Source organism: Devosia sp. UYZn731 (assembly GCF_040546795.1).
In the GTDB taxonomy this organism is placed as follows: Bacteria; Pseudomonadota; Alphaproteobacteria; order Rhizobiales; family Devosiaceae; genus Devosia.
In genome coordinates, this window is sequence record NZ_JBEPOL010000011.1 from 17,903 (window position 1) to 41,960 (window position 24,058).

The window sequence follows — 24,058 nt, forward strand, 5'->3', positions numbered from 1 at the left end:
TTAGAGCTCCTCCAGCACGACGATGACATCGCCGGTTTTGACATTGCGGCCGGGTAAGGCGCGGATATCGCGCACTTTTCCGGCGGCATGGGCGGTAACGGTGATTTCCATTTTCATGGATTCGATGATGGCGATGGCGTCCCCGGCGGCGACCGGTGCGCCGTCTTCGACGAGGATTTTCCAGATATTGCCCGGCACGCTGCTGGCAACGCCAAAGCAGCCGGCGGGGACTTCGCCGGCCTGCACGTCATTGCCGATATCGTCGGCGATGAAGCTGTCGAGGCCTTGCTCCTTCCAGCGCTGCCGCTCGGCATCGAAGGCGGCCTGCTGGCCGGTTTTGAACGCCGTGATCGACTTGGCATTGGCCGCCAGTTCGCTTGCGTAATCGCCGTAGGAGAACTGCGTTTCCTCGATCTTGATCGGATAGGTGCCATGAGGAAACGCCGCGCGGGCCTCGGTAAGCTCCTGATGATCAATAGGAAAAAATCGGATCTGGTCGAAGAAGTTCAACAGCCACGGCTTGCCCGGCGTGAACTCCGGCGTCGAGCGCCAGGTGTTCCAGACCTGGATGGTGCGGCCGACCAATTGATAGCCACCCGGACCCTCCATGCCGTAGATGCACATATAGGCGCCGCCGATGCCGACGGCGTTTTCCGGGGTCCAGGTGCGGGCCGGGTTGTACTTGGTGGTGACGAGGCGGTGGCGCGGGTCCATCGGGGTGGCGACCGGGGCGCCGAGGTAGACATCGCCGAGGCCCAGCACCAGATAGCTGGCGTCGAAGACGATGCGCTTGACCGCCTCGATGCTCTCTATGCCATTGATGCGCCGAATGAATTCGATGTTGTCCGGCGCCCAGGGCGCGTTGGGGCGGACCAGCTCCTGGTATTTCAGCATCGCCACTTTGGCGTCGGGATCGTTCCACGACAGCGGGAGGTGGACGATGCGGCTGGGGACCGTCACCGCTTCGGCAGGCGGCAGGGTGGCCTCGATTTCGGCGAGCAGGCCCAGCAATCGGGTGCGCGTCAGGGTGGTGCCATCGTAGTGGATTTGCAGCGAGCGAATGCCTGGCGTGAGGTCGATAATGCCTTGTAAACGCGAGCTTTTCACCGCTTCCAGCAACAGGTGAACCCGCAGGCGCAGGGCGATATCGAGCGACATCGAACCATATTCGACCAGCAGATTGTCGTCGCCCTGGCGGCGATAGACGACTGGGACGGGGCCGGAATCGGACTGGCCGACGATGGGGGAGCCCAGATCGGACGGGCGGCGGATGGCGGGACCGGCGATGGGGTCGCCTGCGCGGGCGAGGGGGTGGAAGCGGATGGTGTCACCGGGCTTGAACTGACCCATCTTCCACTGCTCGTCACGGGCGATCACGGCAGGGCAAACGAAGCCGCCGAGGCTGGGGCCGTCAGGCCCAAGGATGATCGGCATGTCCCCGGTAAAGTCAATGGCGCCAACGGCATAGGCATTGTCGTGCAGGTTGGACGGATGCAATCCGGCTTCGCCGCCATCGGTGCGCGCCCACTTCGGCGCGGGTCCAATGAGGCGAACGCCGGTGCGGGCGCTGTTGAAGTGCACCTCGTAATCGGTGGTGAACAGCGTCTCGATATCGCCCTGCTGGAAGAAGTCGGGAGCACCATGCGGGCCATAGAGAACACCCACCTCCCAATGGCGCGTGAGGGAGGGCGGCGAACCAGCATGCTGGATTTCTTGTTGGGCTTGCCGGGCGAGATGCAGCACTTGGCCGGCTTTCACGACGCCGGTGGCGTGGCCACCGAATTGACCGAGCCCGAACGTGGCGCGTGAACCAAGCACGACCGGCGCGGCGAAGCCACCAGCGACGGCGAGGTAACTGCGCTGGCCAGGTCCGTCGATGGTGCCGATGGAGAGGATTTGGCCAGCCGTGATGGCAATGGCCGCGTCATGGGCTATGGCGATGCCATCGAGCTTCATCGGCATGGTCGCGCCGGCGAGGGCGATGACAACGTCGGCGTGGAACTTGAGGGTTGGGCCGGCCATGGTGAGTTCAAGGGCGGCGGTGAGGTCATTGTTGCCGACGAGGCGGTTGGCGTGGCGGAAGCTGCGTTCGTCCATCGGGCCGCTGGGGGGGACGCCGACATGCCACAGGCCGAGGCGGCCGGGGAGTTCTTGCAGGCTCGATTGCGCGCCGGGGGTGAGGATTTCGACGACAGCGGGGATAAAGGCGAAATCCTTGAGCGCCGTGGTGGCGACCTGGCCGCTGGCGAGCAAGTCGGAGGCGGCAATGGCGCGCAAATAGGCCAGGTTGGTCTCGATGCCGGTGATTGAGGTCTGCTTGAGCACGGCGCGCAGGTTGGCGATAGCGGTCGGGCGATCGATCCCGGCAACGATGACCTTGGCCAGCATCGGGTCGTAGAACGGCGTAACCTCGGTGCCGGTCTCGATCCAGGTATCGACGCGGGCGTGATCGGGGAATTTGACTTCGGTCAGAAGGCCGGCGCTGGGCTGGAAATTGGCGTGCGGGATTTCGGCGTAGACGCGGACTTCGATGGCGGCGCCATGCGGGATCAAGGAGCCGGCGCTGCCGATGACGTCTTCGCCGGCCGCCTGACGGATCATCCATTCGACGAGGTCGATGTTGAAGACGGCCTCGGTAACGGGATGCTCGACCTGGAGGCGAGTGTTCACCTCGAGGAAATAGAAATCCTCGCGGATGGGATCGTAGATAAATTCGACGGTTCCGGCTGAGGCGTACTGCACCGCCGAGCCGAGATCGGTGGCGGCCTTGTGGAGGCGCGTGCGCACCGCGTCGGAGAGGCCGGGGGCCGGAGTTTCCTCGACCACTTTCTGGTTGCGGCGCTGGAGCGAGCAGTCGCGTTCGCCCAGCGCGATGACCTTGCCCTTGCCGTCGCCGAAGATTTGCACTTCGACATGGCGGGCGTCGGAGACGAAGCGCTCGATATAGACGCGGGCGTCGCCAAAGCTGGCCGTGGCGGTGCGCTGCACGCTGGCAAAGGCGGCGGCGAGGGCTGCGGCATCGGCGCAAAGCTGCATGCCAATGCCGCCGCCGCCGGCGGTGGATTTGAGCATGACCGGATAGCCGACGGTTTCGGCGGCGAGGAGGGCTTCCTCGGCGCTGGCGAGCAGGTCGGTGCCGGGCAGGAGAGGCACGCCGCTGGATTTGGCCAGTTCGCGCGCAGTGTGCTTGAGGCCGAAGGCTTTGATATTGGCTGGGGTCGGCCCGATGAAGGCAATGCCCTCGGCGGCGAGACGCTCCGCAAAACCGATGTTTTCGCTGAGGAAGCCGTAGCCGGGATGGACCGCTTCGGCGCCGGTGGCGCGGCAGGCGGCGATGACGGCGCCGATGTTCAGGTAGCTCTCGGTGGCCGGGGCAGGGCCGAGGCGGACGGCTTCATCGGCGAGGGACACGGCCTTGGTGAAGCGGTCGGCGTCGGAATAGACGGCGACGCTGGCAATGCCCATGCGGCGGAGGGTCTTGATGATGCGGACCGCGATCTCGCCGCGGTTAGCGATGAGGACTTTAGAGAACATGGTTGTTCTCCGAGCCCGCTAGAAAGGCCCCCTCACCCGGCCCTGCGGGCCGACCTCTCCCCCAAAGGGAGAGGTGTCGCCGCGCGACGGGGGTGGCGCTCTTCACCTCTCCCTGGGGGGAGAGGTCGGATCGCGAAGCGATCCGGGTGAGGGGGCCTTGCAGTGCCCGTGCTAAATTATTCATTCGGCCCACCCGAGATCACGACGCGGATCGGGGTCGGATTAAACCCGTTGCAGGGATTGTTGACCTGGGGGCAGTTGGAGATGACGCAGAGGACGTCCATTTCGGCGATGAGTTCGACATGGTCGCCGGGGCGGGAGAGGCCGTCGACGATGGTCATCTGGCCGGACGGCTGGATCGGCACGTTCATGAAGAAGTTGATGTTGGGGACGATATCGCGCTTGGACATGCCGTGCTTGGTGACTTCGAGCACGAAGTTGTCGCGGCAGGCGTGCAGGTATTTGGTGTCGTGGCCGAAGCGCACGGTGTTGCTTTCGCACGAGCAGGCGCCGGCGGAGGTGTCGTGACGGCCGCAGCTGTCGGCAGTCACCGTCAGCATCACATTGCCCTCGTTGGACATGATGCGGGTGCCGATGCCCACATAGGCATTGCCTTGGATACGAAGCGTGTCCTGGCCGCTATAGCGCTCGGAAAAATCATCGGCCTTGTAGAACAGCGTATCGACGGCCTGCTGGCCTTCGCTGTCGATAATACGGATGGTTTGGCCCTTGCGGACGATGCCGGACCACGGCTTTTCGGCTGGGACGAGATGATCCATGTCGTGTCTCCTCAAGCCAGCTGCATGGCGTTGTTTTCAAAGCCGCGGACGGCTTCGGCGGTGGCGGTGCGGCAGAGGTCGTCGGCTGCAGGCGCAGCGGCGCGGTAGCGAATTACTTCGACGGGATTGGCCGCGTAAATCGAGTTCGGATCGAGCGGATGCGGGCAGTTGGAGAGGCCGATGACTAGGTCCATCTCGGCGCGCAGGTCAACATAGTCGCCGGTCTGGCGCAGGTCCTCGCGCCAGACGAATGTGCCATCGTCGAGCACGCGGACCGGAGCGAAGAAAGTCAGCGCCGAGGGAATGTCGCGGCGGTCGAGACCGAGCTTGGCGGCCACGAGGATGAAGTTGTCGCGCGTGTTGCGGGTGTCGCCAGCATATTTGGCGGCATTCGAGGCGACGGTGGAGCCACCGACCAGCCCATCATGAGCCGACGAGGCCGCCTCGGTCACCGAGAACATGACGCGGCCCATGTCGGAGAACAGCACGCGGCCCTTGGCGATGGCGGTGGTCCATTGCACCTTGACGGTATCGGGCAGGTTGAGGCGCTCGCTGGTGTCAGCTGCGCTCCACGCGATCATCGACACGGCTGAAGGGCCATGATCCTGCGCGATGCGGATGGTGTCGCCGGCCTTGAGCGTCGTGGACCAATACCAGCCGCCCGGAATGGTTTCGGCGTGGATCGGGTTGGCGATTTGTGCTGCGGGCACGGCGCTGGGGCCGGGCAGCGCCTTGGGGGCGTTTTGCAATCCCTTGCGTTGATGTTCCTCATAGCGCGCGCGATCGGCGGCGATCTGGTCTGTTGTGCGGCTCATGGCAGCTTGTCTCCTTGTGGTGCCAGGTCGTCCTGGCCAAGTCCCAAGGGCATGACCGGGTCGTCCCGGTCGGGGGCGTAAATGTTCGGTTCGCCGGCAATGCGCGGCGGCCAGATATCGATGTCGCGGCTGAGCACGGCGCCATAGCGCTCGCGCTCCTCCGGGCGATCACGCGGGCGCTCGAATGCGATGACGCGGGTGCCCAGGGTGAAGGCCTCGCGCATGTCATGGGTGACCATGACCACGGTCAGTTCGGTCTCGTGCCAGAGGCGCTTCATCAGCACGTGGATTTCGGCGCGAATTCCCGGATCGAGCGCGCCGAAGGGCTCGTCGAGCAGGAGAACCTTGGGCTTCATGATCAGGGCCTGCGCAAGGGCGAGGCGCTGCTGCATGCCGCCGGAAAGCTGGGCGGGATATTTGGTCTCCGAGCCGTTGAGGCCGACTTCGGCGATCAGCCCCATGGCTTCGTCGATCGCGGTGCGGCGTTCGGCGCCGAACAGGCGGGCGGCAATCGGCGAGCGCCGGAATACCTTGCCGAGCAGCACATTGCCCAGGACCGTCAGGTGCGGAAACACCGAATAGCGCTGGAACACCACGCCGCGATGGGGGCCGGGTTCGGCGATCAGGGGCACGCCATCGAGCGTGATCACGCCCTGGCTCGGGGCTTCCTCGCCCAGCAGCATCTTGAGGAACGTGGTCTTGCCACAGCCGGAGGGGCCGACCAGGGCGACGAAGGCGCGAGACGCGATGGTGAGGGAGATTTTCTCCAGCACGATCTGGTCGCCATATTCCTTCCAGACCTTGTCGAGCACGATCTCGCTCATCAGCGCGCCTCCAGGTTGGACCAGGGGAAGACGGCGATGCGCAGGCGATCGAGCGCGAAATTGGTGATCACGGCGAGGAGGGTGATCCAGAGGACATAGGGGAAGATCACGTCCATCGAGAGGTATCGGCGGACGAGGAAGATGCGGTAGCCGAGCCCGGAATCGGCGGAAATGGCTTCGGCGGCGATGAGGAACAGCCAGGCCGGGCCGAGTTGGAGGCGCAGGCAGGTGATCAGCCGCGGCAGGATTTGCGGCAGCACGACCCGGAGGCCGATCTGCCATGAGGAGCCGCCCAGGGTTTCAGCCTTGATGATCTGTTCGCGCGGCAGTTCGAGCACCTTGAGGGCAAGGTCGCGGATCATGGCGGGGGCGACGCCAATGACGATCAGGGTGATTTTCGAGGTTTCGCCGAGGCCGAGAACGATGAAGAGGATCGGCAGCAGGGCCAGCGGCGGCACCATGGAAATCGTGGCGACGAAAGGGGCGAGGAGGGCGCGGACATAGGGCAGCATGCCGATGACCATGCCGAAGACCAGGGCGATCAGGGTGGATATGCCGAGGGCAGAGAAGAGGCGGACGAGGCTGGCGCCGGTATCGGACCAGAGCAGGTATTCGCCGGTGCGGGGATCGGGTTGGAGGGCCATGCGGTTGATGGCGTCGATCAGGGTTTGCAGCGCGGGGAGAAGTTTGTCGGCGGGGTTATCAGCGAGCCGTGCGGCGGAGCCGAAGCCATAGGCAACGATCAGCAGCACAAACGGCGCGAGCATCAGCGCGATCTGGGTGATCCGGGTGGGTTTGGTGTTGATCCAGCGCATGGGTGGATGCCTTCGTAGCGGTTCTTTGGTCTTGGCTGGATGCGGGGCCCCCTCTCCCTTTGGGGGAGAGGGTCGGGGTGAGGGGGCCTTTGCCGGGCTGGTGTCTGGGGAAGGCCCCCTCACCCGGTGCGGTGCGCCGACCTCTCCCCCGAAGGGAGAGGTGAAGAAGGGCTACAGCGCCCCGTCAGCCGCCATCTTCATGTACTCTTCGCTGAACCGCAGCTTCACGTTGGCCGCGTCGCCCAGCACGGTGCCGTCGGGCAGTTCGATGCCGATGACATCCGCAGATGGCGCACCGGAACCCAACAGCCCCTTGTCGAACAGGAACGTCCGCACCTTGTTCATGGTAGTGGCGAGGTCTGGTGACGACGTAAACGCCACCGCGTCCGCTGGCTTGTCGAACAGCTTTGTCGCGGCGAGTTGGGCTTCGAAACCGGCCTGATCGGTGCCCGAGGCAACCCCCATTGCGGTGCGGGCGGCGGCGCCTTCGGGCGTGTCGGCGGTCATCACCGCCATGGTGTCATACCAGATGCCGGCCAGCGCCTTGCCGAAGTTGGGATTGTCCTTGAGCACATCGGTATTGGCCACCATCATGTCGATGATTTCGCCGGGAATCTTGGTGCTGTCGAACACGTTCGTGGCGCCGGGCAGGGCCAGGATTTCCGAGACCATCGGGTTCCAGGTGACCATGGCGGTCACGTCTGGCGTCTGGAAGGCGCCGACCATGTCGGGGTCTGAGGTGTTGACGACGTTGACGTCGCGCTCGCTCATGCCGGCGCTTTCAAGCGCGCGGGCGAGGAGGTAATGCGACACCGAGAATTCGACGAGATTGACTGGCTGGCCCTTGATATCGGCGAGGCTGGTCTTGTCCTTGAGGATGACCGCGTCATTGCCGTTGGAGAAATCGCCGATGATGACGGCGGTGGTATCGACGCCGCCAGCGGCGGGGATGGAGAGGCCATCCATATTGGTCAGCGTGACGGCGTCATAGGCGCCGGCGGTGTATTGGTTCATCGACTCCACGTAGTCGTTGAACTGGGTGACCTCGATGGTGATGCCGTATTTGTCGGCCCATTTCTTGACGATGCCGGTATCGCTGGCATAGCCCCAAGGCATCCAGCCGACATAGATCGACCACGCGACCTTGAAATCGGTCTTGGCCTGAGCCTGAGCCAGTGTCGTCATGCCGCCCGCAAGGGAAGCCGAAAGCGCCAGTGTGGCGGCGATTTTGGAAAGAAGGTGCATCTCAATTCCCCTTTGCGTGTCTCACAAAAAGGGATCGGCAGAAACCATCGCGCCAATCCCTTGGCTATCGAGGTCTCCCGGGCTTTTGTCCCGCCGTGCATCCGCGCGGATGTCTCCCGCGTGGTGGTAGCTCTCGGACCAGACACGTTCAGCGAACGCCGGAACCCTAGCTCCTTACTCGGCTAGTACTCAGCAAGAGCCGTGCCAGAACGAAAACCGAGCGGAATCAAGGGGTTGGAAACCGGGGTGGGTTGGGGGTGGATAAAATATGGGCGCAGTGCAGGGTCGATGATGACAATATAGGCAGCGGCTCAGCCGGGCAGGGCGAGAACCGCTTCGACATTATGGCGATGCACCGGTTCGTAGGCGTCGAAGTAGAATACGCCGCCGGTGGCGAGGGATTCGGCGGCGAAGTCGGAGAGGCCGAGGTTTGCCAGTTCAGGCTCGGCCTTCAATCGCTGCAGCTTTTGGATGTAGAGGCGAGTGGCGGTGATGAAGGTGCGGTCATAGCCGCCCGAGGCGATCATTTCGACCGAACCGTGATTGGGCAGGATGCGGGAAAAGCCCCAGCTCTCCATACGCGTCAGGTCTTGCAGGTGGATCGACAGGCGATCGGCCTGGGTCACGTAGGTGACTGTATCCTCCAGCGTATCGCCGGCCAGCAGCACGCCGAGTTGGGGTAGCAGCAGGACCGTTGCGTCGTGGCTGTGGATGTCGAGGAGCCGCAATTGCACGATGGTGCTGCCGACGCGCAGTTCGGTCTCCGCCTCGAAGACCGAATTGGGCATGATCAGCGGCTTGATCGGCGGGTCGTTGTTTTCCAGCCAGTCCTTGTTGTCGCGCAGGGCCCGGGCCGTGAGGGTATTGGCGATGATCTCGCAATCTGCGAACACGGCATTGCCGGCGACGTGGTCGGTGTGCCAGTGGCTGAGCACCACGCGCATATGGGTGACGCCCTGCGCCTCCAGCGTGCGCCGGATGAACTGCGCGTGGGGGATCGACATATGGGTGTCATAGACCAGCGCCTCGTCGCCCTCGACGATCGCATAGGAACAGGTGCCCAGGGTGAAGGCGCCATCGTCGAGCCAGTTGGGGGCGGCAGAGTGGGCGCGGACACCTGGAATGCGGCCGTCGTAAAATCCCAGAATATTGGGGTAAGGGCGCAGGATTTGCATGGTCGATCCGAGTTCCAAAGTCACGCTTTGTCCTTCCCAGCCCAAAGTTTGTTCGGCTGCAATTTGTGCCTATAATTTGCTCATGGTGTGCATCACTGCATAGAGTTGCGGCAGCTGTCAAACAGATCGACCTTGATTCATAACGATAATTTTCTGGCACGACGCTTGCAATTAAGCTTGTGAGTTTGGGGGCTAGGGTTCCGGTGGTGCGCCACGTCTGGTCCGAGAGCTACCACCGGTTCGGGAGACATCCGGCCGGACACACGGCGGGAGAAAAGCCCGGGAGACCTCGTTAGCCAAGGGATTGGCTGCGCATGGTCCGTCACCAATCCCTTTTGAAATGCGAAAGGGATGTGACGTGCAAACCACTATCTTTGATCCGAAAGCTTCGATGCGCGGCGGCAAGCGCCTGCTGGGCCTGGCTGCCATGCTGCTGCTGTCGGCAGCGCCCGCCCTGGCGCAGGAAACCCTGCGCGTTCCCTATTTCACCGATATCGGCTCGTTCGACCCCGATAATGCCTTCGAGGTTGGAGCGCTCAGCGCCATCAACAACGTCTATGAGGGGCTGGTCGAATACAAGCCCGGCACCACCGAGATCGTCGGGCTGCTGGCCAAAACCTGGGAGGTGTCGCCCGACGGGCTGACCTATACGTTCCATCTGGTGACCGGCGCCAAGTTCCACGATGGCACCCCGTTCAACGCCGAGGCGGTGATCAACTCGTTCACCCGCCGCCGCGATAACGAGCTGGTGCTGAGCTATTTCCTCGCCAATGTCAAAGACATGCAGGCGCCAGATGACGCCACGCTGGTGCTGACGCTAAGCCAGCCGCAGCCCTCCTTACTCGATGCCTTTTCCAGTCCATGGGGACCCAAGGTCATCAGCCCCACGGCGCTGGCCGAGCATGCGGGCGATGATGTCGGCAAGACCTGGCTGAACGAAAACGCGGTGGGCACCGGCCCGTTCAAGCTGACCGAATTCAAGCGTGGCGAGGAATATACCCTCACGCGCAATGACGACTATTGGGGTGCCGAGCCGTTCTTCAGCGAAATCCAGATCCCGGTGATCGCCGACGTCGGCCAGCAGATCCTGCAATTGCAGGCCGACGAGATCGATGCCGTACCCAACAACTATCCCTGGGCGCAATTGGCTGGATTGCCGGCCGGCGTCGAAATCACCGCGATGCCCAGCATGGCGCTGGTCGAGGCGTTCGTGAAGCCCGGTTCGCCGTTGGATAATGCCGACGTGCGCAAGGCGGTGCTGACCGCGATCAATCCGGCGCTCTGGGTCAAGGACGCCTTTGGCGAATATGCCACGCCGGCAAAGTCGCTCTATCAGGTGACGATGCTCGATCCCAAGACGCCGGTGGTGTTCCCCACCGACATGGATGCCGCCAAGGCGGCGATCACGGCGGCCGGGCCGATCAAGCTGGTGCTGGGCTATTCCAGCGAAGAGGCCAAGAATGTTGGCCGCGTCGCCGACCTGATGATCGCCCAACTGGCGCTGATCGGCATCGAGGCCACCGTCAACGTGCTGCCCTCGGGCGCCGCCTATGCCATGAAGGGCGATGCCAGCGCGCCCGATCTCTATATCTCGCGTTCCAGCCCCGATGCGGCGCATCCGGAAAACCAGGCCACAGTGTTCTATACGGCCGGCGCGCCGCTGAACTTTTATGGCGTGGAACTGCCCGCCGCCGATGCGCTGGTCAAAGAGGCCGGCACCAAGACCGATATTCCCGAACGCAATGCGCTCTATGAGCAGGCCGGGCAGATGTATTTCGACGCGGGCTTCTTCATCCCGCTGGCCGATGTGCAGGATGTCGTGGTCAGCGCCGAGGGCCTGACCGATCTGGGCCTGCGCCCGGTCTTCCCACCCGGCAATATCGACTTCGCCACGGTCCACTGGGCCGATTGAGCCAGCCTGCCGCGCTGGTGGTTTCCAGCGCGGCACCACTCTCAACAACAGGCGTGTCATGACCAGCGTTAAGCGACTTTTCGTGCTGCTTTGCGGCTTTGAAATTATTCCCAAAACCGTGTCGACCTATCAGATCGGCGCGCGGTTCATCATCTCGGTGCCGATATCGGCCTATCTGCTCGATACGGACGAAGGCTGGGTGCTGTTCGATACCGGACTGGACGAAGCCAATCTGCGCGATCGCGGCAAGCTCGACGCGCTCTATCTGTCGACGGGCTGGGACCCACAACCGGTGGTCAAGCCGCATCACGAGTTGGAGCGCCAGCTCAACGAGATCGGCATCGGTTTTGCCGATATTTCCACCGTCATCCTGTCGCATCTGCATGCCGACCACACCGGCCATATCAAGCACATGCCGCAGGCCAAATTCATCGTGGCGCAGCGCGAATGGGACTTCGTCAAATCAGGCGAGGCGCCTTATTATTTCTTCGGCTCGGACTACGACCTGCCGGGACTGAACTGGGAATTCGTCAACGGCGATACCCAACTGATGGATGGGCTGACCATCATCGCCACGCCCGGCCATTCTCCGGGACACCAGTCGCTGGTGCTTGAGCTGCCCAATACCGGGCCGGTCGTGCTGGCCGCCGATGTGGGCGACCTGATGATCAATTTCACCGATGAAATCCTGCCCGGCGGCATGACCGATCAGGCCGAAGCGCTGGCTTCGATCCGCCGCATCAATGCGGTCGTGGCCGAAAAGCAGGCCATGCTGTTTTTGACGCACGACCCCGAACTGATCCAGCAGATCAAGCTGGCGCCCGACTATTATGACTAAGCCTGTTCTCACCATCAAAGACCTGTCAGTGGTGCTCAGCCGCGACGGGCGCGCCAATCGGGTGCTCGACGGCATCAGCTTCGATGTCGCGCCGGGCGAGATCATCGCGCTGGTGGGCGAGAGCGGCTCGGGCAAGTCGACCATTGGGCTGACGCTGCAAGGGCTGCTGCCCAAGGAGAGCGAACCCAGGATATCGGGTTCGGTGCTGCTCGATGGCGTCGAGATCGTTGGTGCCAGGCCCGGCGTGTTGCGCGCGGCGCGGCGGCAATTGGTACGGGCGGTGTCGCAGGACCCGATGGGCTCGCTCAACCCCACCACGACCATCCGCCGGCAAATGCGGGAATCGGGGCAGGGCGATATCGTCGACTGGCTGGGCCGTACCGGCCTGCCCGATCCAGAGCGCATCGCCGACTCGTTTCCCCATCGCCTGTCGGGCGGCCAGCGCCAACGCGTTTTGATCGCCATGTCGATGATGACCGGACCCAAACTGCTGATCGCCGACGAGCCGACGACGGCGCTGGACGTGACCATTCAAGCGCAGATTCTAGATCTGCTGCGGACGCTGGCGCGTGAGCAGCAGACCGCCATCCTGTTCGTCACCCATGACCTCAGCGTCGCCGCCTCTTTGGCCGACCGGGTTCTGGTGCTCTATGCCGGGCGGGTTGCCGAAATCGGCGGCGTGCGCGACGTGATTCGCAATCCGGCCCATCCCTATTCGGCCGGGCTCCTATCGGCGCGTTTCGATTTTACCTCCGACCGGCTGCGCCCCCTGCCGACATTGCCTGTCGAACGCTCGCGCCCGCGCGACGCCACCAATGCGTGTGCCTATGCGCATCGCTGCCCCATCGTGCAGGCGGATTGCACGACGACCCGTCCCGCACTGCGGACGGTGGGCAATCATTCGGGCGCTGCGGCTTGCCTTCATGCCGAGCAAACGCCAGCGGCGACCGACACCAGCATGACGCGGCCACTCTGGCCGACATCGGTGGTGCAGCGCAGTGCCGTTGCGCTGGAGCTGTTCCAGATCAGCAAGAGCTTTGCCACCGGAGCCAAGAATTTTTGGGGCGTGCGGGCACCGCGGCCCGTACTGAAATCGGTCGATCTCACCATTCGGCAGGGCGAATGCGTCGCTCTGGTGGGCGAAAGCGGCTCGGGCAAATCCACCATCCTGCGCATTGCAGCGGGGCTGCTGAAGCCCGACAGCGGCGATGTCTCGCGGGTGGACAAGATCGCGCCGCAGGTGGTGTTTCAGGATGCCGTCGCGGCGCTGACGCCGTGGTTGAGCGTAGGTGAGCAGATTGGCGAGCGGTTGCGGCCGCTGGGACTGAGCGGCGACGAACGCCGTCGCCGGGTCGCCGAGGCGATGGAGTTGGTGGGCCTCGATGTGGGGCTGATGCAGGCGCTCCCGTCGGAACTGTCGGGCGGGCAATGCCAGCGCGCGGTGGTGGCGCGTGCCGTGGTGGTGCCGCCGAAATTGCTGCTCTGCGACGAGCCGATCAGCGCCATGGATGTGTCGCTGGCGGCAACCACGCTCAATCTGCTGGGCGATCTGCGTCGGCGGTTGGGCATGGCCATGCTGTTCGTCACCCATGATCTGGCGGCGGCGCGCATCATCGCCGACCGCATCGCCGTGTTGCAGCATGGCGAGCTGGTCGAGGATGGCGATCCCGATGCGCTGATCGCGGCGCCCAAGGCCGCCTACACGCGGGCGCTGATCGCCGCCATGCCCAGCCTGCATACGGAGCTGGCCCAATGACTGAGATTGCTATCGCGCCGGCCCGGCCGCGCTTCAACTGGGCCAACTTTTTCCGCCGCGTCGGCTGGCTGGAAACTGTCGGCATTGTCGGGGTCTTGCTGATCACTTTGGTGGCGTTGTTCGCGCCCTGGTTGACGCCGTTCGATCCTCAATTGCGCGTCGATGCTGCCTATCTGCCACCCACCTTGGCGCATTGGTTCGGCACTGACGAGATCGGGCGCGACCTGTTCTCGCGGGTCATTTTGGGCGTGCAATATACTTGGTTGCCGGGGCTGGGGGTGATCCTGTTCAGCCTGATCTTCGGCTCGATCATCGGGCTGATCGCCGGCTCGGCCGGGGGCCGCATCGATATGCTGATCCAGCGCGTGATCGAGCTCTTCCTCGTGCTGCCCTCGACGCTGATTGCGCTGGCGGTGGTGGCGGCTTTGGGGCCGGGCCTGTTCAACACCATGATCGCCATCGCCATTTTCTGGTGGCCTTGGTACGCGCGAATTTCCCGCGACGAAATCCGCCGGCTCCAGAAGCGGCCCCATGTTGAGGCCGCGCGCGTGGCGGGGGTGCGCGGACCGCGCCTGCTGCTGCGCTATCTGCTACCCGGCGCCATCCCATCCTTGCTCGTCGCCGCGACGCTTGATGTCGCCAATATCATCATGACCATGTCGCTGATGTCGTTTTTGGGGCTAGGCCAGCCGGCCCCGGCGCCTGAACTTGGCGCCATGACCTCGCGGGCGCTCGATAGCCTGACGGTCTATTGGTGGTTGCCCATCCTGCCGGCGGTGGTGATCTTTTTCATGTGCCTCCTGGCCAATCTGGCGGGCGACGGCATTCGCGCCGCGCTGCGGGGAGCTTGAGCATGTTGCCATATCTTGCCAAGCGCTCGGTGAGCCTCGTCGTCGTGCTGCTGGCGATGAGTTTCATCGTCTTTTGCCTGCAAAGCATCATCCCGGCCGATCCGGCACGCGCCATCGCCGGACCGACAGCGCCGGCGGCGACCGTGGAGACGGTGCGCCAGCAATTGGGGTTGGATGATCCCATGCTTGTCCAATATGGCCGGTTCCTGAGCAATCTGGTGCATGGTGATCTCGGCACCTCGGTGCGCACGCGCCAGCCGATCGCCGAGGACGTGCGCAAATATCTGCCGGCATCAGCCGAACTGGCGCTGGTGGCGCTGGTGTTCGGCATCGCTCTGGCGGGGCTGTTGGCGCTGGTGCAGAACACCATGCAGAAATCCGGCTGGGTCAAGCTGGCCATCGTCGCGGCCGGGTCGACGCCGATTTTCTTGAGCACGCTGCTGCTGGTCTATTTCCTGTGGTTCCGGCTGGGTTGGCTGCCGGGCGCGGGTCGATTGAGCATCAGGCGGTTTTCAGGGCCGACCGGGTTCAACCTGCTCGACGGGTTTCTGGTGGGGCGGCCGGAGGTCAGCTTGGATGCGCTGCTGCATCTGATCCTGCCGGCGCTGGCGCTGGCGTTGCCGATCGCGGTGGCGGTGGGGCGCAGCCTCAATGGCGCGCTGCATGATGTGATGAAGCAGACCTATATCCGCACCGGGCGCGGCAAGGGGCTGAGCGAAACCACCATCGTGCTGCGCCACGGTCTGCGCAATGCGGCTTCCGCGCCACTGGCCATGATTGGCCTGCAGGTGGGGCTGCTGTTCGGCAATCTGCTGATCGTCGAGCGGGTGTTTTCCTGGCCGGGGCTTGGGCTCTACACCGTGCAGGCCTTTGCCACCTCCGACCTGCCGGCGGTGCTCGGCGTGTCGCTGGTGTTCGGCACGTTCTATATTTTGATCAATATCGTGGTGGAGGTCAGCCAGTCGCTGGCTGATCCAAGGATCGGGCTTTAATCGGGCAGCCAGCGGCCGGTCGGCGTGCGGGTGAAGCGCGGGGAGGCGATGGGTGCCAGTATCTTGTTGCGATGGGCGGCGAGCGGGGCGTGCCACCGGGTGCCTTGCAGCATGGCAACCACCACCGCGGCGGGGGTGATGCCGGCCTGGGCCAAGAGGGTCAGCACGGCCACCATCGAAGTGCCGGAACTGATCACGTCATCGACTACCGCGACGCGCTTGTCGGCCAGCAAAGGCAGGCTGCGGGGATCGAGGAAAATGGTTTTCTGGTGCGTTGGGCTGGTGATCGAGGACATCGGGGCGGAAAGCGCGTCGACATACCAGAATTTGCGCGAGGTCCCCAAAGCCACCATGCGGGGATGGCCGAGGCGGCGGGCAACATTGTTGGCCAGCGGCAGGCCGAGGGTGGGAACGCCGACGATCACCTCGGGATCGAGCGGCGCGATCAGGCCGGTCATAGCCTGCGACAGCGCATCCTCGACGGCGAAGCTGGCCTGGTTGATGATGAGCGAGGCGACGGCCTGCGTGCCATCGCCGGGCAGGACGCGCAGCGGCAGCAGGAGTTGGCGGCCATCGGGGAAACTCGTCGGATAGCTGTCGGTGAAGCCATCGGGGGCGGCGTCATGGGTGCCGGCCGGATCGATGGTCTGCCAGAAGTGATGCGGTTCAAGCGGCGAAATGGGCTGCGTCCTGTGGTAGGTATCGGGGTGACTGATTTTTCAAGAGCTTAGCAACCGATGACGGCCCGAGACAACGACCCATTCGAGATCGACACCATGATCGCGCTGCGCCGCGATCTGCATGCGCATCCCGAACTCGGCTTCGAGGAGGTGCGCACCAGCGATATCGTCGCGGCGCAATTGGCACAGGCCGGGATCGAGGTGCATCGCGGGCTGGGCAAGACCGGCGTGGTGGGCACGCTGCGAGTGGGCGATGGCGGCAGGGCGATTGCGCTGCGGGCAGATATGGACGCGCTGGCGATGCCGGAGCTGTCCGAGCTGCCGTACAAATCCGTGGTCGCCAATACCATGCACGCCTGCGGGCATGACGGGCATACGGTCATGCTGCTGGCGGCGGCGCGACATCTGGCGCGGACGCGAAAATTTTCCGGCACGGTGCATTTCGTGTTCCAGCCCGCCGAGGAAGGGCGCGGCGGCGCCAGGGCGATGATTGCGGACGGGCTGTTCGAGCGGTTTCCGGTCGACGCCGCCTATGGGCTGCACAATATGCCGGGGCTGGCGGTGGACGAAATGGCGGTGGTGGCCGGCCCGCAACTGGCGTCGTCCGATAGCTGGGAAGTGACCTTTCACGGCGTCGGCACGCACGGCGCCAAGCCGCATCTGGGGCGCGATGCGATGACGGCGGCCGCGCATTTTCTCTCGATGATCCACACCGTGGTGGCGCGGCGGGTCGATCCGCTACAGCCCGCGGTCGTCAGTGCCTGCGCCATTGCGGGTGGAGATTTCCGGGCGCTGAACGTCATCCCCGATGATGTGCGGATCGGCGGCACGGCGCGGGCCTATACGCCAGCGGTGCGCGACCAGCTTGAGAGTGAGATCGGGCAATTGGCGCAGGGCGTCGCCGCGACGTTCGGGATAACAGCGGAGTATAGTTTCCTGCGACGGATTCCACCGGTGGTGAACGATGTGGACACGACGCGGCGGGCGCTGGCGGCGGCGCAGGTGGCGACGGGCCGGCCGGTGGTCACCGATTTCCCGCCCTCGACGGCGGGCGACGATTTTGCGTTTTTCGGCGCGGCGGTGCCGGGCTGTTATGTGTGGTTGGGGAACGGGCCGGCGGTTGATGGCGCGCTGCACCATAACTCGCGGTATGACTTCAATGATGAGGCGATTTTGACCGGGGCGAGGTTCTGGACGGCGCTGGTGGAGCAGGAATTGCGATAGGCGTTTAGTGCTTGGCGCTGCCGCTACCGCCGCCGCTACCGCTTAGCGCGATCCATACCCCAACACCGCTCTTCCCGCGGACTTGATCCGCGGGCCTCCATCAGCACGGCACAAGGGGGCAATGGCCCGCGGGTCAAGCCCGCGGGAAGGTCAGTGGGGAGGAGAGCTAGCGCCCAAAGCTGTGTTGAGCGCCTTGGGACTAGGCTGCTAGCCCTTCTGCCAGGAGGTTCAAGGCGCCCGCTACATCCACTTCCATTGCGATCTTCACCGGGATCGTGCCAGCCAGTAGCGCCCCAGCATCCGGCCCATCGCTCAAATCCACCGACACGTTGCGCGTCTCGACCCTAAACAGCTCAGGCGCCAAAGCCAGCAGCATCACACAAGGGTCGTGCAGGGGGCGGCTTTCGAGGCCGTCCTGGAAATAGGCCGAGATCAAATCGGCGGCGGCGTTGCCGGCAGTGCCGGTGCGCAAGGATTGCACGAACGCGACATTGGCACGGACTTTTCGGGTGACGTCGAGAGGAACCAGCGTCACGTCGAGGCCGCTTCGGAGCACAACATCGACGGCCTCGGGGTCGCAGGCGAAGTTGAATTCGGAGTGCGGGCCGACATTGCCCCTGCCGTGCACCACGCCACCCATGACGATCAGGCGGCCGATGCGGCGGGCAGCGTCGGCGTGGTCGCGCAGCAGCAGGGCAATATTGGTGAGCGGGCCCAGCGCCAGGATATCGACGCTGTGGGCGTGGCTGGCGTGAAGCTGTTCGGCCATCCAGTACGGCGCATAGCCATGCGGCCGGGCGAAGGGCTCGGGCAGCACGACGCCCCCAAGCCCGTCATTGCCGTGAATGCCGGCCTCTTCGATCCCCTTGCGGGCCAGTGGCGCGGCGGCCCCGGTGATGACCGGAATGTTCTCGCGATCCAGCAATGCCAGCAGGCGGCCGGCGTTTTTCGTGGTGATGTCGATGCCGATATTGCCCGCCACCGATGTCAGCCCGAGGACGTCGAAGCGGCCGCTATTGAGCGCGAACAGGATGGCGACGGCGTCATCCAGCCCCGGATCGGTATCGATGATGACGCGGCGCGTGGATGGCGCACTCATTGGGGCGACGCGTCGATACGGGTCATTTCGGCCTTGAACTGATGGGCGATCTGCAACGCATCGCGCAGGGTTTTTTTCGGATCGAGAGTTTGCGCCTCGCCGTTCCGCAGCAGCCAGCGGCCGGCCACCATCGTGTCCGTAACGTCGGTCGGCAGGGCGGCAAAAACCAGCATGGCATAGGGGTCGTAGATCGGGTGCAGGCGCGGTGCCGCGAGGCTGATGCGGATCAGGTCGGCCTGTTTACCTGGCTCCAGCGAGCCGGTTTTGCCATCGAGGCCGAGCACCTTGGCACCCTCGATGGTGGCCATGCGGACCACCGTGGCGGCCGGCAAAGGCAGGCGCGATTTGCCGCGCAGCTTGGCGAACATCGACATAGGCGCGAGTTGGGAAAACAGGTCCAGCGTATTGCCGCTCATCGGCCCATCGGTGCCGATGCCGACGGGAACGCCGGCCTTGCGCAGCGACTCGATGCGAGGAATGCCGCGGCCGGCCTTGCCGTTGGAGCGCGGATTGGTGGCGATGCGCACGTCCGCCTCGGCAATCAGTTCGATATCGCTGTCGCCCAAATGCAGGCAATGGGCGCCGACTAGGCCAGGCTTCAACAGACCCGACTGCTTGACCAGCTCGGTCGAAGAGGCACCGTAGGTCTCGCGCGCCCACTTCACCTCCATGTCGCTTTCGGCCAGGTGCATCTGCACCACGACATCGGGATGCGCATCCGACCAGCGGGCGACCTGCCCCATCATCTTGATGCCGACCGAATAGGGCGCGTGCGGCGCGATCGAAGGGGTGACGAGGGGATGGCCGGCGAATTCATCGACCAACTGTTCGACCCGCTCAAAACCCTCATCGAAGGTGGCGTGGTCAGGCGCGTTGAAATCGGCCAGGGTCTGGCCGACCACGGCACGCAGGCCGGATTCTGAAGCGACGCGGCCGACCTCGGTTTCGAAGTAATACATGTCGGCCACGGTGGTGACCCCGCCCTGGATCATTTCCAGCGCCGACAGCGCCGAGCCGGCGCGCACCATGTCGGGCGTCACATATTTGCGTTCGAGCGGCAGGATATAGCGATAGAGCCGGTCGTCGATATCTTCGGCCAGCCCGCGGAACACCGACATCGCCATGTGGCAATGGGTGTTGACCATGCCGGGCATGACGATATCGCCGCCGCAATCGATGATCTGGGCACCGGGGATGCTCGGCGGGGTGCCGGAGCCGAGCGCGGTGATGGTGGTGGCATCGATTTGCAACCAGCCGGACGGGTGGGCGGTCATGGCTGGGTCGATCGTGAGCAGCCAGGCATTGGTGAGGAGGGTGGTCATTGCCGAGCACCACTAGGTGCGATGGAGGCACCCCCTCCCTCCGCCCCCATCAAGGGGGAGGTTTCTCCCCACGCGTTGGGCTCGATCCAGTCCCGCTCGCAGAAAGACTCCTCCCCCTTCCAGGGGGAGGCTGGGTGGGGGTCCGAGAGCCCAAATCTGGCAGAAAAGACCCCCACCTTGATCCTCCCCCTGGAAGGGGGAGGTGTTGACTGAAGCATCTGGCCAGAGGTTTGGTGCCCAACCATCAAGCCACCGCCTCCGGCGCCAGGATCGTGCATTGCTCGGGGACCGGCACGAGCCGCGCCGCAGCCCCGATCTCCAGCGGGCGCGTCAGCGGGCCGTTCGCGGTGAGATGACCGGCGGGGGTGTCGCACTGATACTGATAGGCGCGGCCCAGATAGGTGCGCAGGCCAAGGGTGGCGGGAATGCCATCTGCGCCGGTCGTGACGGCAAGCCCATCGGCGCGGCAGGCGAGGGTGAAGGCATCGGGGATGGCGCCGAACTGGTCTTGCGACAGCGTCAGGCGAACGCCGCCGGCGGCTTCGGCGGTCACGCCATCGCCATCGCGAGCGACGACCATCATCGGGATCAGGTTCTCGAAGCCAACGAAGCGAGCGACAAAGGCATTGGCGGGGCGTTGATAGAGGGTTTCGGGCATATCGAGCTGCATGATGCGGCCGGCATGCATGATGGCGACGCGGTCGGAGATCGAAAACGCCTCTTCCTGGTCATGCGTCACATAGACCGAGGTCGTGCCATTGGCGCGCTGCAACTGCCGGATTTCCACCCGCATGTCGACGCGCAGCTTGGCATCGAGATTGCTGAGCGGCTCATCGAACATCAGCAGGGGTGGCTCGATGACCAGGGCGCGGGCCAGCGCCACACGCTGCTTCTGGCCGCCGGATAGCGCGCCCGGCAGGCGATCGCCGAACGGGGCGAGACCAACCCGTTCCAACATGGCATTGACGCGTTTGGTCTTGGCGGGGCCGGTTACTCCGCGCTGCTTGAGCCCGAAGCCGACATTGTCGGTGACCGACAGATGCGGGAACAGCGCGTAGTTCTGGAACACCAGACCGATATTGCGCTGGTGCGCGGGCAGGCGGGTCAGATCCTTGCCGCCCAGCTCGATCTTGCCCGAGGTGGGTTCGAGGAAACCAGCGACCAGCCGCAGCGTCGTGGTCTTGCCACAGCCGCTGGCGCCGAGCAGGGAGACCAGTTCGCCCTCGCCGACTTCGAGCGACAGGTTTTCCAGCACTTTGGTGGTGCCGTAATGCGCGGTGATGTTTTGTATCGAGAGTGCTTGGGTCACGGCGCTATTCTACTTTGCAAAGAAGGTCAGGCCGAGCGTGCGCTCGACGGCAGCCATCACGGCGACGGTGAGCCCCATCAGCAGCACCGAAACCGACGCCACGGTCGGATCGAAGAACTGCTCCATATGGGCCAGGATCTGGATGGGCAGGGTGGAAATGCCAGGCCCGGTCAGGAAGATCGAAATCGACACGTCATTGATCGAGGTGATGAAGGCCAGGATGAAGGCGGCGATGACGCCGGAGCGCACATTGGGCAACAGGATGGTGAAGAAGGTTTTGAGGCGCGGCGAGCCCAGGCTGATCGCAGCTTCCTCGATGGAAAAGTCGAACGCGGCCAGCGAGGCGCTGATGACGCGGACGACATAGGGCAGCACCAGCAGCGAATGGCCGAGCACCAGCGAGATGAAAATCGGCGCATGGAATTGCGTGGCAACATTCTTGAGCAGGGAAAATCCCAGCACCAGTTCGGGCACCAGCACCGGCAGGATGAACAGGGTCGACAGCCAGCCGGGGAGCTGGATGCGGTAGCGGTTGAGCGCGTAGGCGGCGGGGACGCCAACCAGCAGCGCAATGCCTGTGGAGAGGAAGGCGATTTCCAAGCTCGTGACGATGGTGCGGCGGAAGGCTTCGATCTCGAAGATGTTCCCGAACCAGCGCAGCGACAAGCCCTGCGGTGGAAAGGTCAAATAGCTGGTGTCGCTGAGGGCGGCGCCGAGCACGATGATCAGCGGGCCGACAAGGAAAATAAACACCAGTACTGTGAGGGCGATGAGGACGGGGTGGATGTTACGGGTCATCAGACGGCCATCGGATTGAGGCGGCGGGCGACGCGGGTCATCAACAGCACGATGGCGATGGTGATCACCACCATGATGGCCGCGATGGTGGAGGCCGAGACCCAGTCGAAGGTGACCATGGCCTGCTGATACATCAGCGTGCCCATCACCATTTGCGCTTCGCCGCCGAGCAATTGGGGCGTCGCGTAGGCGGTGAAGCTGCCGGTGAAGACGAGGACCGCGCCGACGATGAGGCCGGGCACTGCCAACGGCAGGATGACCTGCATGAAGGTCGCGGTGGGTTTGGCGCCCAGCGAGGCCGATGCCTGCAGCAGGTCATCGGGGATGGCTTCGAGCACGCCCACGAGCGTCAGCACCATCAGCGGAACGAACAGGTAGACCATTGCGGTGATCACCGCGCCCTGGGTGTAGAGCATGCTCAGCGGCTCATTGATGAGCCCGGTCGAAAGCAGCGCTGAATTGAGGATGCCGTTTTTGCCCAGGATGATCAGCCAGGCGAAGGAGCGGACCACGACCCCGGTCAGCAGCGGGAACACCGCGGCGATGATCAGGATGGATTTGAGCCAGCCGGGCGAGCGCGACACCACATAGGCCGTGAGGAACCCGATGACGACCGAGATGGCGGTTGTGGCCAGCGATATCTGGATGGTGCGCCACAACACCGTGCGGCGGAAGCCGCTGCCGAAAAAGCTCAGGTATGGCGCGAAGGGGCCGGCAGTAGTGGCGAAGGTCGTCACGATGGTGGCGAGAACGGGCAGGATGAGGAAAACCAGGACCAAGAGGGTCGCGGGAGTGCTCAAAGTCCAGCCGGCGAAGCGTTTCATAACGGGGCCTTAAGTCATCGATGCGACAGCGTCGAGTGGAGCAAACCCCCTCCCCCTTGAGGGGAGGGGTTGGGGTGGAGGGGCGCGGGTTGGAGTGGCGATCGCTGTCTCCAACTTTGCGGGAAGTTCCCCCCACCCTAGCCCTCCCCTCAAGGGGGAGGGGACCGTTTCGCGTTTGCGGAGCGATCAATCGGCCAAAATTAGCCGCCGAACAGCTCGTTCCACTTTTCGATCCAGCCGGCCTTGGCGGCGTTCATCTTGACGTAGTCAACGCGCTGCAGGCCTTCGATCATGTCGGCCCCATAGGTCCAGATCGCGGCCTGTTCGGGCGTCAGCGTCACCGATTTGACGGCGGGGGCATCGACGCCTTCCTCGGCCAGCTTCTGCTGGATAGCCGGGGTCAAAAGGAAATTGATGAACTGATAGGCCAGCTCGGGCTCGGGCGCGCCGACCGGGATATTGACCGTGTTGACGGTGGCGATGGCGCCTTCGCTGAGATCGGCCCACTTGGCGGTCGGCACGGCGGCCTGGATCTGGGCCAGGGTGAAATCCTGCGCGATGGCAGTGGTGATTTCCCCAGTCGAGAACAGGTTGATCATCTCGGAGCCGGTATTGTAGTTTTTCACGACATTCGGCTTGAGCTCTTCCAGCGCCTTGAAGGCCCCGTCGGCATCCGCATAGGCATCGACACCCGCATGGTCGCCCGCCTTGATCACCGTCATCGGGCCGGCCGTGGTGGTGATGCCGGGCAGCGAGATCGAGGACGCCAGGTCCGCGCGCCACAGGTCGTTCCACGAGGTGATCGGGGTTGTCACCTTGGCGCTGTCATAGACGATGCCGACGCGGCCCAGCGTATAGGCCGGGCCATAGCCGCCCTGCGGGTCCTTGGCGAGATCGTAGAGACCGGCGAGGTTCGGGATTTTGCTCGGATCGATCTTCTGGAACAGGCCGGCTTCGATGCCGGTCTGGCTAAAGCTGTCGGACAGGTAGATGACGTCGACGCCTTCGCCATTGCGAATCTGCAGCTTGTTCAGCCGCTCGCCGGCATTGCCGGTTTCAAACACCACTTCGCAGCCGCACTGGGCCTTGAATGGCGCGATCAGCAGCGCGTCGAGCTTTTCACCATTGAAGCCCCACCAGGAGATGGTCAGGGTCTTGGTTTGCGCGAAAGCGGGCGCGGCCATCAGCGCAGTGGCGGACAGCGTCAGCGCGATTGCATTGACCAGAATCTTTTTCATTGCGATTTCCTTTGCAGCCCGGCGGGCA

General features: G+C 64.0%; 20 protein-coding genes and 2 riboswitches. Of the genes, 6 read left to right on the top strand and 14 right to left on the bottom strand.

Annotated features, from left to right (window positions below):
* The 7 genes from uca to ABIB57_RS23130 form a co-directional block, all read right to left on the bottom strand.
* A complete protein-coding gene (uca, locus tag ABIB57_RS23100) occupies window positions 1–3,534 on the bottom strand; it encodes an urea carboxylase (RefSeq protein ID WP_354043606.1) in 3,534 nt (1,177 codons plus the stop codon).
* A gap of 176 nt (window positions 3,535–3,710) precedes the next feature.
* Window positions 3,711–4,313: an urea amidolyase associated protein UAAP2 gene (locus ABIB57_RS23105; RefSeq protein ID WP_354043607.1), complete on the bottom strand. Its 603-nt coding sequence runs from the start codon at window positions 4,311–4,313 to the stop codon at window positions 3,711–3,713.
* Between the two features lie 11 nt (window positions 4,314–4,324).
* On the bottom strand, window positions 4,325–5,128 hold the full coding sequence (locus ABIB57_RS23110; RefSeq protein ID WP_354043608.1) for an urea amidolyase associated protein UAAP1: 804 nt from the start codon (window positions 5,126–5,128) through the stop codon (window positions 4,325–4,327).
* Entirely contained in the window at window positions 5,125–5,952 is an 828-nt protein-coding gene (locus ABIB57_RS23115; RefSeq protein WP_354043609.1) for an ABC transporter ATP-binding protein, read from the bottom strand. The genes ABIB57_RS23110 and ABIB57_RS23115 overlap by 4 nt, the downstream gene beginning before the upstream one ends.
* The gene (locus tag ABIB57_RS23120; RefSeq protein ID WP_354043610.1) at window positions 5,952–6,767 is read right to left on the bottom strand and encodes an ABC transporter permease; all 816 of its coding nucleotides are present in this window, start codon (window positions 6,765–6,767) and stop codon (window positions 5,952–5,954) included. Before ABIB57_RS23120 ends, ABIB57_RS23115 begins: the two co-directional genes overlap by 1 nt.
* Before the next feature lie 171 nt (window positions 6,768–6,938).
* Window positions 6,939–8,012: a putative urea ABC transporter substrate-binding protein gene (locus ABIB57_RS23125; RefSeq protein ID WP_354043611.1), complete on the bottom strand. Its 1,074-nt coding sequence runs from the start codon at window positions 8,010–8,012 to the stop codon at window positions 6,939–6,941.
* A gap of 72 nt (window positions 8,013–8,084) precedes the next feature.
* Window positions 8,085–8,193: riboswitch (guanidine-I (ykkC/yxkD leader) on the bottom strand.
* Window positions 8,194–8,323: 130 nt separating this feature from the next.
* On the bottom strand, window positions 8,324–9,211 hold the full coding sequence (locus tag ABIB57_RS23130) for an MBL fold metallo-hydrolase (RefSeq protein WP_354043612.1): 888 nt from the start codon (window positions 9,209–9,211) through the stop codon (window positions 8,324–8,326).
* A gap of 157 nt (window positions 9,212–9,368) precedes the next feature.
* A riboswitch (guanidine-I (ykkC/yxkD leader) is annotated at window positions 9,369–9,475 on the top strand.
* A gap of 70 nt (window positions 9,476–9,545) precedes the next feature.
* Here ABIB57_RS23130 and ABIB57_RS23135 point away from each other — a divergent pair.
* Genes ABIB57_RS23135 through ABIB57_RS23155 form a run of 5 tightly spaced genes read left to right on the top strand, consistent with a single transcriptional unit; the run spans window position 9,546 to window position 15,536 of the window.
* On the top strand, window positions 9,546–11,099 hold the full coding sequence (locus ABIB57_RS23135; RefSeq protein ID WP_354043613.1) for an ABC transporter substrate-binding protein: 1,554 nt from the start codon (window positions 9,546–9,548) through the stop codon (window positions 11,097–11,099).
* A 58-nt stretch (window positions 11,100–11,157) separates the two neighbouring features.
* Window positions 11,158–11,937, top strand: a complete 780-nt coding sequence (locus ABIB57_RS23140) for an N-acyl homoserine lactonase family protein (RefSeq protein WP_354043614.1) — start codon at window positions 11,158–11,160, stop codon at window positions 11,935–11,937.
* Complete coding sequence (locus tag ABIB57_RS23145; RefSeq protein WP_354043615.1) at window positions 11,930–13,693, top strand: oligopeptide/dipeptide ABC transporter ATP-binding protein; 1,764 nt, start codon at window positions 11,930–11,932, stop codon at window positions 13,691–13,693. Before ABIB57_RS23140 ends, ABIB57_RS23145 begins: the two co-directional genes overlap by 8 nt.
* Window positions 13,690–14,544 carry an ABC transporter permease gene (locus ABIB57_RS23150; RefSeq protein WP_354043616.1) on the top strand — a complete coding sequence of 285 codons (855 nt, stop codon included), beginning with the start codon at window positions 13,690–13,692 and terminating at the stop codon, window positions 14,542–14,544. Before ABIB57_RS23145 ends, ABIB57_RS23150 begins: the two co-directional genes overlap by 4 nt.
* A 2-nt stretch (window positions 14,545–14,546) precedes the next feature.
* Window positions 14,547–15,536 carry an ABC transporter permease gene (locus ABIB57_RS23155; RefSeq protein ID WP_354043617.1) on the top strand — a complete coding sequence of 330 codons (990 nt, stop codon included), beginning with the start codon at window positions 14,547–14,549 and terminating at the stop codon, window positions 15,534–15,536.
* On the opposite strand, the gene ABIB57_RS23160 is transcribed toward ABIB57_RS23155, so the two are convergent.
* Window positions 15,533–16,252, bottom strand: a complete 720-nt coding sequence (locus ABIB57_RS23160; RefSeq protein ID WP_354043678.1) for a phosphoribosyltransferase — start codon at window positions 16,250–16,252, stop codon at window positions 15,533–15,535. The genes ABIB57_RS23155 and ABIB57_RS23160 overlap by 4 nt on opposite strands.
* 21 nt (window positions 16,253–16,273) lie before the next feature.
* Here ABIB57_RS23160 and ABIB57_RS23165 point away from each other — a divergent pair, with 21 nt between their 5' ends.
* Window positions 16,274–17,440: a M20 aminoacylase family protein gene (locus ABIB57_RS23165; RefSeq protein ID WP_354043618.1), complete on the top strand. Its 1,167-nt coding sequence runs from the start codon at window positions 16,274–16,276 to the stop codon at window positions 17,438–17,440.
* 199 nt (window positions 17,441–17,639) lie between these two features.
* On the opposite strand, the gene ABIB57_RS23170 is transcribed toward ABIB57_RS23165, so the two are convergent.
* The 6 genes from ABIB57_RS23170 to ABIB57_RS23195 all read right to left on the bottom strand — a co-directional run bounded on the left by ABIB57_RS23170 (window position 17,640) and on the right by ABIB57_RS23195 (window position 24,030).
* Window positions 17,640–18,539, bottom strand: coding sequence for a nucleoside hydrolase (locus tag ABIB57_RS23170; RefSeq protein WP_354043619.1), 900 nt, complete (start codon window positions 18,537–18,539; stop codon window positions 17,640–17,642).
* Entirely contained in the window at window positions 18,536–19,861 is a 1,326-nt protein-coding gene (locus tag ABIB57_RS23175; protein ID WP_354043620.1) for an amidohydrolase family protein, read from the bottom strand. Before ABIB57_RS23175 ends, ABIB57_RS23170 begins: the two co-directional genes overlap by 4 nt.
* 244 nt (window positions 19,862–20,105) lie before the next feature.
* Entirely contained in the window at window positions 20,106–21,170 is a 1,065-nt protein-coding gene (locus ABIB57_RS23180; RefSeq protein ID WP_354043621.1) for an ABC transporter ATP-binding protein, read from the bottom strand.
* Window positions 21,171–21,179: 9 nt separating this feature from the next.
* Window positions 21,180–21,971 carry an ABC transporter permease gene (locus ABIB57_RS23185; RefSeq protein ID WP_354043679.1) on the bottom strand — a complete coding sequence of 264 codons (792 nt, stop codon included), beginning with the start codon at window positions 21,969–21,971 and terminating at the stop codon, window positions 21,180–21,182.
* Window positions 21,968–22,792 carry an ABC transporter permease gene (locus ABIB57_RS23190; RefSeq protein ID WP_354043622.1) on the bottom strand — a complete coding sequence of 275 codons (825 nt, stop codon included), beginning with the start codon at window positions 22,790–22,792 and terminating at the stop codon, window positions 21,968–21,970. The genes ABIB57_RS23185 and ABIB57_RS23190 overlap by 4 nt, the downstream gene beginning before the upstream one ends.
* 200 nt (window positions 22,793–22,992) lie before the next feature.
* Window positions 22,993–24,030, bottom strand: a complete 1,038-nt coding sequence (locus ABIB57_RS23195; protein ID WP_354043623.1) for an ABC transporter substrate-binding protein — start codon at window positions 24,028–24,030, stop codon at window positions 22,993–22,995.
* Window positions 24,031–24,058: the final 28 nt, after the last annotated feature.

What these genes read in the sequence shown, in the direction of transcription:
- ABIB57_RS23190 (WP_354043622.1), bottom strand. Translation starts at nt 22,792, where the DNA reads ATGAAACGCTTCGCCGGCTGGACTTTGAGCACTCCCGCGACCCTCTTG.
- ABIB57_RS23195 (WP_354043623.1), bottom strand. Translation starts at nt 24,030, where the DNA reads ATGAAAAAGATTCTGGTCAATGCAATCGCGCTGACGCTGTCCGCCACT.
- ABIB57_RS23115 (WP_354043609.1), bottom strand. Translation starts at nt 5,952, where the DNA reads ATGAGCGAGATCGTGCTCGACAAGGTCTGGAAGGAATATGGCGACCAG.
- ABIB57_RS23105 (WP_354043607.1), bottom strand. Translation starts at nt 4,313, where the DNA reads ATGGATCATCTCGTCCCAGCCGAAAAGCCGTGGTCCGGCATCGTCCGC.
- ABIB57_RS23170 (WP_354043619.1), bottom strand. Translation starts at nt 18,539, where the DNA reads ATGAGTGCGCCATCCACGCGCCGCGTCATCATCGATACCGATCCGGGG.
- ABIB57_RS23175 (WP_354043620.1), bottom strand. Translation starts at nt 19,861, where the DNA reads ATGACCACCCTCCTCACCAATGCCTGGCTGCTCACGATCGACCCAGCC.
- ABIB57_RS23140 (WP_354043614.1), top strand. Translation starts at nt 11,158, where the DNA reads ATGACCAGCGTTAAGCGACTTTTCGTGCTGCTTTGCGGCTTTGAAATT.
- uca (WP_354043606.1), bottom strand. Translation starts at nt 3,534, where the DNA reads ATGTTCTCTAAAGTCCTCATCGCTAACCGCGGCGAGATCGCGGTCCGC.
- ABIB57_RS23110 (WP_354043608.1), bottom strand. Translation starts at nt 5,128, where the DNA reads ATGAGCCGCACAACAGACCAGATCGCCGCCGATCGCGCGCGCTATGAG.
- ABIB57_RS23145 (WP_354043615.1), top strand. Translation starts at nt 11,930, where the DNA reads ATGACTAAGCCTGTTCTCACCATCAAAGACCTGTCAGTGGTGCTCAGC.
- ABIB57_RS23125 (WP_354043611.1), bottom strand. Translation starts at nt 8,012, where the DNA reads ATGCACCTTCTTTCCAAAATCGCCGCCACACTGGCGCTTTCGGCTTCC.
- ABIB57_RS23150 (WP_354043616.1), top strand. Translation starts at nt 13,690, where the DNA reads ATGACTGAGATTGCTATCGCGCCGGCCCGGCCGCGCTTCAACTGGGCC.
- ABIB57_RS23120 (WP_354043610.1), bottom strand. Translation starts at nt 6,767, where the DNA reads ATGCGCTGGATCAACACCAAACCCACCCGGATCACCCAGATCGCGCTG.
- ABIB57_RS23165 (WP_354043618.1), top strand. Translation starts at nt 16,274, where the DNA reads ATGACGGCCCGAGACAACGACCCATTCGAGATCGACACCATGATCGCG.
- ABIB57_RS23155 (WP_354043617.1), top strand. Translation starts at nt 14,547, where the DNA reads ATGTTGCCATATCTTGCCAAGCGCTCGGTGAGCCTCGTCGTCGTGCTG.